This window comes from Methylobacter sp. BBA5.1 (assembly GCF_000746145.1).
Classification (GTDB): domain Bacteria; phylum Pseudomonadota; class Gammaproteobacteria; order Methylococcales; family Methylomonadaceae; genus Methylobacter; species Methylobacter marinus.
This window is the reverse complement of record NZ_JQKS01000004.1, coordinates 35,687-49,145: the sequence shown is the minus strand read 5'-3', so window position 1 is coordinate 49,145 and position 13,459 is coordinate 35,687. Positions and strand designations below refer to the sequence as shown.

Annotated in this window: 11 protein-coding genes; 9 read left to right on the top strand and 2 right to left on the bottom strand. The window is 47.4% G+C overall.

All coding sequences use genetic code 11. The features are described 5' to 3' along the window. Window positions 1-5: 5 nt before the first annotated feature. Together hflD and EK22_RS03375 are read right to left on the bottom strand one after the other, a co-directional pair. Window positions 6-629: a high frequency lysogenization protein HflD gene (gene hflD, locus EK22_RS03380; RefSeq protein ID WP_020157570.1), complete on the bottom strand. Its 624-nt coding sequence runs from the start codon at window positions 627-629 to the stop codon at window positions 6-8. 31 nt (window positions 630-660) lie between these two features. Then, a complete protein-coding gene (locus EK22_RS03375; RefSeq protein WP_036248093.1) occupies window positions 661-1,866 on the bottom strand; it encodes an EAL and HDOD domain-containing protein in 1,206 nt (401 codons plus the stop codon). Between the two features lie 260 nt (window positions 1,867-2,126). On the opposite strand from EK22_RS03375, the gene EK22_RS03370 reads away from it, so the two are divergent. The 9 genes from EK22_RS03370 to lpxB all read left to right on the top strand — a co-directional run bounded on the left by EK22_RS03370 (window position 2,127) and on the right by lpxB (window position 13,443). Further along, window positions 2,127-2,336: a heavy-metal-associated domain-containing protein gene (locus EK22_RS03370; protein WP_020157568.1), complete on the top strand. Its 210-nt coding sequence runs from the start codon at window positions 2,127-2,129 to the stop codon at window positions 2,334-2,336. Between the two features lie 51 nt (window positions 2,337-2,387). Next, window positions 2,388-4,637, top strand: coding sequence for a heavy metal translocating P-type ATPase (locus EK22_RS03365; RefSeq protein ID WP_020157567.1), 2,250 nt, complete (start codon window positions 2,388-2,390; stop codon window positions 4,635-4,637). 3 nt (window positions 4,638-4,640) lie between these two features. Then, on the top strand, window positions 4,641-5,144 hold the full coding sequence (locus EK22_RS03360) for a hypothetical protein (RefSeq protein ID WP_020157566.1): 504 nt from the start codon (window positions 4,641-4,643) through the stop codon (window positions 5,142-5,144). 113 nt (window positions 5,145-5,257) lie between these two features. Further along, entirely contained in the window at window positions 5,258-5,713 is a 456-nt protein-coding gene (locus EK22_RS03355) for a hypothetical protein (protein ID WP_051961647.1), read from the top strand. Continuing rightward, entirely contained in the window at window positions 5,682-6,881 is a 1,200-nt protein-coding gene (locus EK22_RS03350) for a hypothetical protein (RefSeq protein WP_051961645.1), read from the top strand. Before EK22_RS03355 ends, EK22_RS03350 begins: the two co-directional genes overlap by 32 nt. 8 nt (window positions 6,882-6,889) lie before the next feature. After that, entirely contained in the window at window positions 6,890-9,688 is a 2,799-nt protein-coding gene (locus EK22_RS03345) for a bifunctional diguanylate cyclase/phosphodiesterase (RefSeq protein WP_020157563.1), read from the top strand. A gap of 405 nt (window positions 9,689-10,093) precedes the next feature. Continuing rightward, window positions 10,094-11,029, top strand: a complete 936-nt coding sequence (locus EK22_RS03340) for a Gfo/Idh/MocA family protein (RefSeq protein WP_036248090.1) — start codon at window positions 10,094-10,096, stop codon at window positions 11,027-11,029. Window positions 11,030-11,084: 55 nt separating this feature from the next. After that, on the top strand, window positions 11,085-12,182 hold the full coding sequence (locus EK22_RS03335; protein WP_036248088.1) for a DegT/DnrJ/EryC1/StrS family aminotransferase: 1,098 nt from the start codon (window positions 11,085-11,087) through the stop codon (window positions 12,180-12,182). Window positions 12,183-12,294: 112 nt separating this feature from the next. Then, a complete protein-coding gene (gene lpxB / locus EK22_RS03330) occupies window positions 12,295-13,443 on the top strand; it encodes a lipid-A-disaccharide synthase (protein ID WP_036248085.1) in 1,149 nt (382 codons plus the stop codon). Window positions 13,444-13,459 lie beyond the last annotated feature (16 nt).

Below are 13,459 nucleotides of genomic sequence, written 5' to 3'. Positions count from 1 at the left end.
ACACTTTAGATTTGTTTCAGCAGGTTTTCCAATTCGACTTGAATCTTTTTCCTGAAAAACAGGAACTTCCAGCGGGTGCCGCCGCACTGTTTCCATAAAATGGCCGAGCGAATGCCGGCCAGCAACAATGCGCGTATTTTATTGACGATATCGGGCCGGGACAGGTAGCCCGGCTCGCCATTGACCATAATCCTCGGTTGCAGGGTGCTGATCGTGCTGTGGTATATTTCGCCGAGGTTAGCCAGTACATTTTCATGCATCGGGCCGAAATGCTCACTTTGGAGCTTGGCTTTTTCCACGCCGTTTCGTATGGTTTTGAGCATATCCTTGCGACCGGACAGCTGTTTCTCCAGAAAAACCAGGGACGCGGAATAACGCGCCTGCTCAGGATTGACAATTTTATAACCGGTCATTTGCTCATGGAGCTGTTCAAGCCCTAGTTTCAGGCCGGACAAGCCGCCATAGATATCGGTCACGCTGTCGGAATCGATTTTTAAAATACTGGCAATGCTGGCTTCCATGGCGTCGGCATCGGCCGTGCCGGTTGTTGCCAGTTGTTGAACCAGCGCCGCCGCCTGGGCAATACCGGCGAGTGCAATAGTTTGGTTGGTAATCGTGTTTAATTGCATAGATTTATTTACAGGTGTGGAGTCGGGCAGTTTATATCAATATAACCTCGCTCAGTACATCTTTTGCCCAGTTGATGCTTTGGATGTAGGCTTCGCCTATGATTTTCTGGTCCAGGTCCTGAAACGCCACGGCTGAAATATTCCAATAGTTATAATTGATGACGCACCGCAGGGCTTCTCCGGCCGGTCCCTCGCAGGCCAATATGGCTGAAGTCATGTCGTCGGTCAAGGGTAGTTGGGCAAGTGCGTCTTCCAGGGGGATATCCAGGATGCTGTCCAGGCTGGACAAGATGCCGACCAGGAAAAAATGCTCGGATTGTTCGCCAATCAGATCGCCTAGCCGCTCGCACATTTTGGCGCGGATCAATGCGTTCTGCAGCATCGCCACCGGTTTGTTCGATAGTGACGCCAACGTCAATATATTCGACCAGCGTTTGATTTCCTTTAAGCCCAGATAAGATATCGCGTGGCGGATGGATTTGATTTTATTCGGCACCGAGAAGAAAGCGGAATTGATGTAATGCAGCAGCTTGTAGCTGAGCACGGCATCCTGGGAGATGATCAGGGTGAGTTGTTCGAATTCAACCTCGGGATCGTTAATGACCGTCAGCAACCGGATAGCGGCGGCCTGATTGACGCCCAGGCGCTTGCCCGCGATGATATTGGGCTTTTGGAAGAAGTAGCCTTGAAAATAATCGAATCCCATTTCACGCAGGTATAGATATTCATCATGGGTTTCTACTTTTTCAGCGAGAAGTTTCACGTTATAAGGTTTAAGTTGTTCAATGGTAGTCCGGGTTTTGTTTTCGCCCAGGTCCAGAATATCCAATTTGATGATGTCGGCAAACTCTATCAAGGGCTTCCATTTCTCGGAAAACACAAAATCATCCAGGGCGATAGTATAGCCCTGCTGGGTCAGTTCTTTCAGGTTGCTGACGATTCTTGAATCGACGGACACATTCTCTAAAACTTCGACTACTATCCGGTCCTTGGGAAGATTCATGGGCGTTTTTTCCAGAATGTTCTGTGTGGTGAAGTTAATAAACGCCTTATGAGGACCGACGATCTGGTTGAGGCCAAGTTCCAGAATGGAGTCGGTAATAACTTGATTGGTGGCCTGCGTGGCGCCGTCTTCCCGTCTTAAATCGAAATCCTGGCCGCGAAAAAGAATTTCATAGGCGTAAATGTTCAGCTTTTTGTCAAGAATCTGCTGCCGTCCGATAATAAAGTCTGCCATTTTATTTAGGTGGGTATTAAATTTCGGAGGGTGTGAATACAAAATCCATTGTCTGAAGCAAAGTGAGACCGGTTGGCTATTGTTGTGACTGAATCTTTATATTTTAGCGGAAGTAACAGAAATTTCCGGTTAGCAACAAACATCCGGGTAGGCGGGACAAACCAGATGTTTGTATGATGAAATGTCAATTTATATCATGATTATTGGCGATCGGTCGAGTATGATATAAAGACTAACGTACTGGTTAAAAGGAGAGAGAAATGACTGAATCTGTAACATTAACCGTTACCGGCATGAAATGTGGCGGTTGTGAATCGAATGTAACGAATAAACTGAATACTATCGAAGGTGTCGTGTCAGTTAAAGCATCGGCCAAGGATAATGAGGTGAGCGTTGAATATGATGCTGGAAAAACGGATCTGGATGCGATTACAGAGGCCATTACGGAAGCGGGCTTTACTGTAGAGTGATATTTTATTGGCTGTAAGGTATCTAATATTGTTAGTCAGACCGGATAATTTATGAATGCACAAGAAATTTCTGATACGGCGGCGGAAGAGTTGCGGTTATCTATTTTGGGCATGCGTTGCGCGGGTTGCGTAAGTGCTGTTGAGAGTGCCTTGTCCGCGGTAGAAGGCGTAACTTCGGTCAGTGTCAATTTTGCCGATCATTCAGCGATGGTAAAAGGACACGCCGATCCCGAGGTGTTAACGCAGGCCGTTAAGGAGGCCGGTTATGACGCAGCCGTGATGGAAGGGCTCGAAGATGTAACCGAACAGGAAGAGCTGGAGCTGCAACGTTACCGAAACCTGATGAAAAAAGCATCCGCGGCCGCGATGCTTGGCGTGCCGCTGATGCTTGGCGATCATCTCGGGTGGTTGCCTGAAATCGATTCGGCGGCAGGGCAATGGTTCTGGCCGGAAATCGCGCTGATCACCTTCTGCATCCTGTTTTATTCAGGCGGGCATTTTTTCAGCGGCGCGATCAAATCGCTACGTTTAGGTCAGGCCAATATGGATACCCTGATTGCTCTGGGCACGGGCTCTGCATGGCTTTATTCCACGATAGTCATTGACTATTCCGACACGCTGCCTTCCCTGGCCCGGCATGCCTATTTTGAGGCCGCCGTGATCATCCTGGCATTTATTAATCTCGGCTCAGCGTTGGAAATGCGGGCCAGAGGCAAAACTTCCGGAGCGATTCGCCAGCTGATCGGTTTGCAGCCACGCACGGCGCGCGTGCTTAGAGACGGGGTGGAAATGGATATTCCGATTGAACTGGTAGGCTTGGGCGAAACGTTGAGAGTGAGGCCCGGTGAAAAAATCGCTGTGGACGGCGTGCTGCTGGAAGGGCATTCCACTATTGATGAGTCCATGCTGACGGGCGAGCCGCTGCCGGTAGAAAAAACGGTAGGATCAGAAGTGGTCGGCGGCACGATAAACCAGACCGGCAGTTTTCTGTTCAAAGCGACGCGTATCGGCCGCGATACCGCATTGGCGCAAATCATTAAAAGCGTGCGCCAGGCACAAAGCAGTAAACCTGAAATCGCCCGGTTGGCTGATAAAATTGCAGCCGTTTTTGTACCGGCAGTGGTCACGCTTTCGGTGCTGACATTCCTGATTTGGTATACCTGGGGGCCGGAACCAGCATTAGGCTATGCTTTTGTGACTTCCATGACGGTATTGGTTATCGCCTGTCCTTGCGCGCTCGGCCTGGCGACGCCTATCTCAGTCATGGTCGCGGTCGGCCGGGCCGCCCAGTCAGGGATTTTGATCCGCAATGGTGAGGCGCTACAGACGGCAGGTAAGCTGACTTGTATGATACTTGACAAAACCGGGACGGTAACCGAGGGCAGACCTGTCGTTTCGGCTATCGAAGCCATCGGTGATTATAGCGATGAGGCTGTTCTGCAATGGGCCGCGAGTATTGAAGCCGGCTCGGAGCATCCGTTAGCGGCGGCCATTTTGTCGGCGGCGGAAGACCGGGGCATCAGGCTGGAAAAAGTCAAAAAATTTGAAGCGGTTACGGGGCATGGCGTAACGGCGCAAATCAACGAACAGTCCGTGTTGTTCGGCAATCAGGCGCTGATGGATAAAAAAGGCGTCAAATATTCGCGATATAACAGCAAATTGCAAAAGCTTTCAGCCCAGGGCCAAACACCGATGCTGTTGGCAGTGGATCATAAAGTCGCCGGCATTATCGCCGTGTCGGATCCGATTAAAAAAGATTCGGCGGAGGCCGTGCAGTTATTGAAAAGCCAGGGCGTTCGCCTGCTAATGGTAACTGGTGATAATGAAATTACGGCGCAGGCTATCGCCCGCCAGGCGGGTATTTCTGAAGTCAGGGCGCAAGTGCTGCCGCAAGATAAGGCGGCTGTCGTGAAGGAACTGCAGCAGCAAGGGGAAATTGTCGGCATGGTAGGTGACGGCATCAATGACGCGCCGGCATTGGCTCAGGCCGATGTCGGGTTGGCTATCGGTACCGGCACCGACGTTGCTATTGAAAGCGCTGATGTCGTCATTCTGCAAGGGTCGTTATTAAAAATTCCTGAGGCCATCGAATTGTCCAAAGCGACTCTTGTCAATATAAAACAGAATCTGCTCGGGGCTTTTTTCTACAATACGATCAGTATTCCGGTCGCGGCGGGGTTGTTGTATCCCGTATTTGGAATTTTATTGAATCCTATGATAGCTGGTGCGGCAATGGCCATGTCATCCGTGACAGTGGTCTCTAACGCCAACCGTTTGCATTGGGTAAAATTTAGAGGGTAAATAATGAAAAACATGTTTCAAGCTGTCATTGTCGCCGTGCCTTTACTTTTGGGCGGTTGCAGCGATTCGTCAAATGATAAGGGTTCGGCGGCACAGGCCTATTCCCATATTGAAGGTGTCGTCTCGGACAGGGATGGGCCGGTAATCAGCGGTGAGGTCGCGGTTAAAGATAAAAATGGCGTACCGGTGACTTCGGTAGTGCTCAATGGCGACTCCCAATATTCGGTGAACATTCCGGCCAATACCGCCTATCCGGTCTTCCTGGAAATCACCGGCCATGATGAATTGCTGGAAGCGGTTGTTATCGATCCTTCGGCAGTGAAACAGGATATTACGCCTATGTCTACACTGGTGGTGCGTTCGGCACGAGATCTCGGCGGCGTGACAAAAGAAAATATGGCCAGGGCGGCCATCAATGCAATTTCACAGAGCAAAACGGCTAGCGGCAAAGGTACAACGGCCGGATTTAAAGGCGATCCCACCAAACAATACGGAGGGTGGCATTAGGCTTTAAGCAAATGGACCAATTGTTTGGGTGTTAAAGGAGAACATATAGCCCCAGACCTGAATCAGTATTAATAAACTCGTCTATAAAGACTCATGCCGTTAGATAAAAATTAATGGAAACTTTTACGTTGCAGCAGTTTGTTCATGAAAAACTGGCTAGTTTCTTAAGAGTCGGCATTATCATCGCTATCATGAGTCTTTCTTCTGTCAATGCGGCGGAGATAGTCGTCAATCAAACCGTGCCTTCGAAGCAGTATACGCTGGCGGAAGTTCGGGCTGTATTCATGATGCGCCAGCAATTCTGGCCTAACGGCGAGCGAATCAAAGTTTTTACTTTATCCGATGATGACTTTCTTCATAAGGATTTTGTTAAAAACAATCTCAATATGTTTCCACACCAGCTCAGAAGAATATGGGACAGAATGCTTTACTCTGGGACTGGGGCGATACCCGTTCAGCTGGATTCTGAACAGGAAATGATTGATAAAATAGCCAATACGCCCTATGCCATCGGGTATTTAAATAGCAGAACGGACAATGAAAAAATACGCTTATTTGAATACCAATAACGGAATTTTACTGTTGAGCCTGTTCTGTCTGTCCGGTATCGCGCAAGCCGGTATTGTTCCTGATGAACTCAAGTTTCATGGTTTTTTGACACAAGGTTTTTTTCATTCTTCCGATAATAATATTTTTGGGCAAAGCGACGACGGCATTACTCCTGGATTGACTGAAATAGGTTTGAATGTCTCCTATCAGCCGCTCGATAGATTAAGATTCACGGCTCAAGGCTTATATCGGCGTGATGGAGATGTTGATCGTGGCAGTGTAAAACTCGATTATGGCTTGGCTGATCTGACATTATGGAATTATGCAAGCGGCCGGATCGGCCTCCGTGCCGGCCGGGTTAAAACGCCGTATGGCCTATATAATGAAACCAGGGATGTATCTTTTACGCACCCGACTATACTATTACCTCAAGGCATCTATTTCAATCGTTCACGCTCGTTGCTGATTTCCGCGGATGGCGGTTCACTTTATGCCGAGCAACGCACGCATTATGGCGATTTTTCCTTCAAGTTTAATGTCGGCGTCCCGCTAGGAAATAATAGAGAAATACGGTCAACCGTACTCGGTCCTGATGCCAAAGGCGAGTTTCAGGCGCAGCCTGCTATTGCCGCGCAGCTTAATTATGAAATTAATGGCGGAGAATATGTTTTTGCCGTGAGCTATGTGGATCTTGAGCTTGAATATCGACCTGTGGCGGGCGATACGTTTTCGAGCGGTGAGGCTCATATTCGGCCATTGGTGTTTTCCGCCCAATATAACGGCGAAAAATTTTCATTAACAGGCGAATATGATTATCGATGGAATCATGTCAGTAATTTCGGAACTTCTTTTCCAGATTTTAAATCGGTAACGGAAAGCTGGTACATTCAGGGGGGCTACCAGATTTTGGAGCAGTTGCGGGCGAATATTCGCTATGATGTTCTCTATAATAATAAAAATGATAGGGGCGGGCAGAGAGCCGTTGCACTCGGGTTGCCGAATCATGCCGCTTATGCCAAGGACTGGATGTTTGGCCTGCGTTGGGACATGACGACATCCTGGATGTTAAGGGCTGAATACCATCGAATCCATGGTACGGCCTGGATACCCCAGGCGGACAATTCCATCAGGAGCCTTACCGTTCAGGACTGGGATCTGTATGGATTGCAATTATCGTTTAGGTTTTAATTAAGCACATGCATATTAAAGGAATTTTTTTTAGTCTGAGATGGAAATTAGCTATTCTATTCGGTAGTGTCTTCCTGATCTTGCACAGTGTTTTCTCCTATTTTTCCTATCTGGAAGCTATAGATAATTTCGAACTCGACCGGAAAAAAATTCAAAGCAGTCATATTAATATAGCCAAGGCATTGACTGAAGACTCATTTCTGGTTCTAGAACAGTTTGGCGAGCTGTTATCGCTAATTGATGTGCTTTCGTCACAGGACAAGCCTCGATATCAGGTATTGTCAGTATTGGATGAGACGTTATCGAAATGGCAATTCAGTTGGGACATGGAAAACGTCACTTATTTTGATAATCAAGCCCAGCCGATAAAGTCCTGGGGTAGCCAGTTGGTTTCCTTGAATTCAATTGTCAAGAAGGTTCTGCGCAATGAGGCGCCGGAACATCAGGTTTTTTGTCCCCACAAATGTTTTCAGCAGACTGTCACGCCGGTCATGGGAAATTCGGAAACATCCGGAGCTTTCAGTGTGATTCGGTCGTTTGCCGATGTCATTATCAAATATAAACGGGCAACACGTTCGGATATCGGGCTTTTAATCATGGATGAAGCGACAGAGCAGCATCAATGGCCTTATAAGCTCTCCGGAATGACATTACCTGAAAAAAATGGCCCTGTATTTGATTACATTTCCAGGCATTTTACGATTGATGAGTTATTGGAACACAGTAAAACAATCAGCTTGAATGACGCTGTTTTTGAGGTTAGGGTTTTCCCGGTTCACCAAGAAGCGGCTGGGCCGCCTTTTTTTCTGTTTGTGGACGATATTACCGCCGATTTTACCGGTTTTAACGAGGATTTGAAGCAAGTCTGGTTTCAAGGCGTCATCAGTTTTCTGGCTTCACTTATGCTGCTGATAGTGGTTCTGCATTTTTCATTACGCCGAGTCACTCAGCTCTCGCAGGCATTGCCTCTATTGTCACAAAATCAATACGAGCAATTTAAAAAACAGGTGACCATTAAAGCTTTCTCCAATTTTGGCTATGATGAGTTGGATAAATTAAATCATACGGCTTTAACCTTGTCGGACCAGTTGGAGCATCTGGAGCTGGAGGTGCGCAGCAATACGCTTAAGTTGTTGGAAAAAAGCCAGGCCTTGGGAAAAGAGAGAGACTTTGTCCGGCAATTAGTTGATGTAGCGCCTATTATTATCATCACTCAAAAACTGAACGGCATGATTTTGACGATCAACCAGGCTGGTGTCGATGAATTTGAGTCGGATAGTCGATCCATAATCGGTAAAGTGTTTGATGCCTTCCTGCCGGAGTCGGACAAGGAACATCTGGACAAATTAAGTCGGTTAAGAGCAGGGGATTTGCGTTCCGGCAAGTTTCAGGTGGACGGACTTTTATTGACCGAATCAGGTAAACTGCTGAATGTTTCCTGGTTGCATACGCTTTTGAAATCCGTTGGCAATACAAACGAAGCAGTGATTCTGACTTTAGGTGTGGATATCAGTGCCTGCAAAATTGCTGAAGAAAAAAGTTTCAGAATGCCCGTTTATGATTATTTGACCGGCTTGAGCAATAGCCGAAAATTTCAGGAAGAGCTAGCTCTAGCCCTGGCTTCAGCCCAGCGCTATGATTATCAGGTTGCCCTGGTTTACATGGATCTGGATCACTATAAGGCCATTAATGATTGCGGCGGCCAAGAAGGTGCGGATCAGTTGCTTGTGCGCATTGCCAGTGCGCTTAAAAATACCCTACGCTCAACTGATTTATTGTCTCGAGTGGGCGATAACGAATTCGCGGTCGTTATGCCTCATGCAGACTTAGAAGGTATTGAATGTATCGCTAAAAAAATTAATGAAGTGCTTATGGCCCTGGATGTCGGGTTTGCTGAGAAAAAGTATCAAGTCAGTGCCAGTTTGGGTATTGCCTTTTTCCCTCAGCACGGAATGGCCCCCAATGAATTGTTGGCCAATGCGAATTTTGCCATGTGTCAGGCAAAAGCAATGGGCGGAGGGCAATACCATGTGTTTTCTCCCGATTTTGATTATCAGGTTAAATTAAACCGTATGCTGTATTGGCAAGCGACTCTCGAGGATGCCATAGCCAATGATAAGTTTGTGCTGTTTTACCAGCCCATTCTTAATATCAAGACGAATGCAATAAGTCACTTTGAATGCTTGATTCGGCTACAGTTGGATGATGAACAATTGATTATGCCGGCGGATTTTATCGGTCATGCGGAAGAGTTGGGTTTGAGCGGGCAAATCGACCGGTTAGTGCTGAAAAAAGTCGTAAAAAAACATATCGAATACGAACGCCAGGGCCAGGATTATAAATTGACAGTTAATTTATCCGGACATTCATTCAATGATCCGACGCTTTTTGAGGATGTTTCCCAACTCATCAATATGCCGGAAGTTGATCCTGCAAAGATTATTTTCGAAATTACTGAAACAGCGGCGGTTTCCAATTTCGCGGCAGCGAAGATATTGATTGACCGGATTAAAGCGCTGGGTTGTGTGTTTGCCTTGGATGATTTCGGAGGCAATTTTTCTTCATTTTATTACCTGAGGCATTTTCCTGTTGATTACGTCAAGATTGATGGCTCATTTATCAGGCAGATCGATAAGCGTGAGGACGACAAGATATTCGTCAAGGCTTTGGCCGGAGTCGCGCATGCATTTGGCAAAAAAATAGTGGCGGAGTTTATCGAAAATGAAGCTATTTTGACTATTCTTAAGGAGTTCGGCATTGATTATGCGCAGGGATACTACATAGGCAGACCGCGACGGGCGGATTGACTTGATCGGGGTTTCAATAAAATAAAAAGGACACGGCTTTTACCAGCAGGATGTCTGCAAAATTTTCTGAATACAGACTGATGGTTTACAATATGCGGTTTTATCCCGTAGCAGGGTAGATAACACCGCGAGGTCTTTGTCACTATTGAAGAAACGTGAATTTTATAACGCCCGCAACTGACTTGTCTTTCCGTCCATCCCCTGCGTTGCCTACAGGGATGTAGGTAAGGGGCGTGAGTACGACTGCATGGACAGGAAATGATCCCGTCATTTCTCTGCATTCACCCCATCCATGCAGTCATTGAACAGGAACAGAAATCCTGCCTCAATCGCGGGTCTTATTTCATTCCGTTCCTAAGGCTTCTTGTCGGGTTGTAAGTTGAACTAAATTAATAAAGTAATTACATGAAAAAAATAAAATGCGCTGTTATTGGCACAGGCTATCTAGGGAAATTTCACGCACAGAAATATGCGTCACTGCCGGATTGTGAGCTGGTTGCCGTTGTCGACATCAATGAGGCGACAGCCAAAGAAATCGCAGGGCAATACGGCGCCCAGGCATTGACCGATTATAAACCCCTGCTTGGCGAAGTCGATGCGGTCAGTATTGTCGTGCCGACAACCCTGCATCACAAAGTTTCAAAGGATTTTCTTGAACATGGCGCGCATGTGCTGGTTGAGAAACCGATTACCGTAACGGTTGAGGAAGCTGAAGAACTGATAGCTATTGCCAAGGCAAAAAATCTGATACTGCAAGTGGGGCATCTGGAACGGTTTAACCCGGCCATATTAGGTCTTGATAACGAGGAAAAGCCGCTGTTTATCGAGTCTCATCGCCTGTCGCCTTTCAATCCGCGCGCTAATGACGTCAGCGTGGTGCTGGATTTGATGATTCATGATATCGACATCATTCTGGCACTGGTGGATTCAGAAGTAGAGCGCATCGATGCCAGCGGCACGCCGGTGCTGACTCAGGGCACCGATATCGCCAATGCCAGGCTGATGTTTAAAAACGGCTGTGTAGCCAATGTGACCGCCAGCCGCATCAGCATGAAGATGGAGCGTAAAATGCGCATGTTCCGTCCTCGTTCCTATGTATCGGTGGATTTCCAAAACCGTGTTTTGACCAAACACCGTACCGGCAGCAAGGAGATGTTCCCGGGCATCCCTGAAATAGAAACGGAAGAATCCGTGTTTGAAAGCGGTGATGCCTTGCTGGAAGAAATTAAGCATTTCATCAATTGTATTCATACCGGAGAAAATCCTCTGGTATCCGGTGAAGCCGGTAAAAGAGCGCTTGAAACGGCGATACAGATTACGCGTTTGTTAGGCGATAAATAGTCGTCTTTTTGCATTGCGCTATAAGATTTTCTGAATAAATTAAAGGCAATAAAATATGATACCAATGGTAAACCTGAAGGCTCAATATGCTGAAATCAAAGATGAAATTGAGCAGGGGCTGGCTGAGACAATAGCAAACTGCTCGTTTATTCTAGGGCCTAATGTTCAGGCATTCGAAAAAGAAGCGGCCGAGTATCTGGGCGTCAAGCATGCCATCGGCGTGGCTTCAGGCACCGATGCCTTGCATTTGGCGCTGCTTGCCGAAGGCATTGGTGCTGGTGATGAAGTCATCACTACTGCCTTCACTTTTATTGCCACGGCCGAGGCGATCAAGTATGTAGGCGCCAAGCCGGTCTTTGTCGATATCGATCCGAAGACTTTCAATATCTCCCCGGAAGCGATTGAAAAAGCCATTACGCCAAAAACCAAGGCAGTCATGCCGGTGCATCTGTTCGGTCAGCCCGCCGATATGGCTAAAATCAAGCAGTTGTGCGATCAACATGACCTGAAGCTGATTGAAGATTGCTGCCAGTCGTTCGGCGCGAGCATCAACGGACAACAAACCGGCGCTATCGGTCATGCGTCTGGCTTCAGCTTTTTCCCGAGTAAAAATTTAGGGGCTTTCGGGGATGGTGGTCTGGTGACGACAAACTCTGACGAAACCGCAGCCGAAATCAAAAGATTGCGCAATCATGGTTCCGATATACGGTATTATCATGATGTTATCGGTTATAACAGTCGTCTGGACGATATGCAGGCGGTGGTTTTAAGAGCGAAACTGAAACGAATCGATCAGTACAATAAAGGGCGTCGTCATGCCGCACATCTTTATTCCGAATTAATGGCTGATCTGCCGTTGACGACTCCTTTTGAAGATGGGCTCGGCGAGCACGTTTATCATCAGTATACTTTGTTGTGCGATCGTCGGGATGAGGTGTTAAAAGCCTTGCAGGATAAGCAAATAGGTTGCGCAGTGTATTACCCGGTGCCGTTGCATCAGCAAAATGTATTTAAAGAGGAATGCGCGGATTTGAGTCTGCCTGTCACCGAGTCCGTTGCGGCCAACTGTTTCTCGTTGCCGATTTGCCCTTATCTGGCTGATGCGACTATCAAAGAGATTGTCAGCGTTATCCGTGAGGTATTAACCGCTTAAGTGATTGCAGGATTGGTCAAGCGATAAAGATTGACGCAATAGCAATGAAGGCCGGCTTTTAGTCGGCCTTTTGTTTGGTAGTCTCTAATATAGTCATTCGATAGGTTCACTCTTGTCACAAAACAAACCATTCACTGTTATGTTCAGTGCCGGCGAGTCTTCCGGCGATCAGCATGCCGCCAATATGTTCCTGGAATTGCGTAAATATCAGCCGGATATCAATGGCATCGGCATGGGCGGCGCGAAAATGGCTCAGGCGGGCGTTGATATTCGTTATGACTCATCGACTATCTCTGTGATCGGTGTTGTCGAAGTGATAAAGCATTATGGTGAAATTCGTCGCGCTCTGAAGCTCATGCAACGGATACTTTCGGATGAGCGACCGGATCTGCTGGTTTGCGTCGATTACAAGGAATTTAACTTCAAGCTGGCACGATACGCCAAGCAGCACGGTATCAAGGTGCTGTTTTACGTCGGTCCACAAGTGTGGGCATGGCGTCCAGGACGGGTTAAGAAATACGGGCAAGTCATTGACATGATGGCGGTCATCTTCCCCTTTGAGACGGCTTATTATGAAGCCGAAAATGTGCCGGTCCGCTATGTCGGACATCCGTCTGCCGATAAAGTCCATGCCCGGTATTCAAAAGAAGAAGATCTAATGCGATTCGGCCTGGGGCAAAGAAAAACAGTGATTGGCTTATTACCGGGGAGTCGTGCCAATGAGATCAAGCGCATGCTGCCGGTCATGCTGGAAGCCGCCGGAAAGATTCAGATCGATTTTCCTGAAGCCCGGTTTCTGCTGCCTCAGGCTGATTCAATCAGCGATGCATTGCTCGAAGAATATCTTCGCCAGTCGCCGGTTAAAATTACCACGGTAAAAAATCAGCCTTATGATGTGATTCAGTGCTGCAATGTGGTCATGACAACATCGGGCACGGCAACGCTGGAAATTGCCTTGTTAACCATTCCTATGGTAATAGCCTATAAACTTTCCCTGGTAACTTACTTTCTAGGGCGATGGCTTGTGAAAACACCGTTTATCGGATTACCCAATATTATTGCTGGCAAACGTATTGTGAGAGAGCTGATTCAGCATGAGGCGACTTCGGAAAATCTGGCGGCGGAAATCAACCGGATTCTAACCGACAAGGCTTATGCCGATACGATGCGTGGCAACCTGGCCCAGGTTAAGGCGCAGTTGGGGCAAGGTGGAGGGTCGAAAAACATGGCGGAACTCGCTTGGACTATGTTGTCTAATTGAAGTTAAGAAATCAGGG

Excerpts from the sequence above, each read along its gene's own strand:
- hflD (WP_020157570.1), bottom strand. The coding sequence starts at position 629 with ATGCAATTAAACACGATTACCAACCAAACTATTGCACTCGCCGGTATT.
- EK22_RS03375 (WP_036248093.1), bottom strand. The coding sequence starts at position 1,866 with ATGGCAGACTTTATTATCGGACGGCAGCAGATTCTTGACAAAAAGCTG.
- EK22_RS03370 (WP_020157568.1), top strand. The coding sequence starts at position 2,127 with ATGACTGAATCTGTAACATTAACCGTTACCGGCATGAAATGTGGCGGT.
- EK22_RS03365 (WP_020157567.1), top strand. The coding sequence starts at position 2,388 with ATGAATGCACAAGAAATTTCTGATACGGCGGCGGAAGAGTTGCGGTTA.
- EK22_RS03360 (WP_020157566.1), top strand. The coding sequence starts at position 4,641 with ATGAAAAACATGTTTCAAGCTGTCATTGTCGCCGTGCCTTTACTTTTG.
- EK22_RS03355 (WP_051961647.1), top strand. The coding sequence starts at position 5,258 with ATGGAAACTTTTACGTTGCAGCAGTTTGTTCATGAAAAACTGGCTAGT.
- EK22_RS03350 (WP_051961645.1), top strand. The coding sequence starts at position 5,682 with ATGAAAAAATACGCTTATTTGAATACCAATAACGGAATTTTACTGTTG.
- EK22_RS03345 (WP_020157563.1), top strand. The coding sequence starts at position 6,890 with ATGCATATTAAAGGAATTTTTTTTAGTCTGAGATGGAAATTAGCTATT.
- EK22_RS03340 (WP_036248090.1), top strand. The coding sequence starts at position 10,094 with ATGAAAAAAATAAAATGCGCTGTTATTGGCACAGGCTATCTAGGGAAA.
- EK22_RS03335 (WP_036248088.1), top strand. The coding sequence starts at position 11,085 with ATGATACCAATGGTAAACCTGAAGGCTCAATATGCTGAAATCAAAGAT.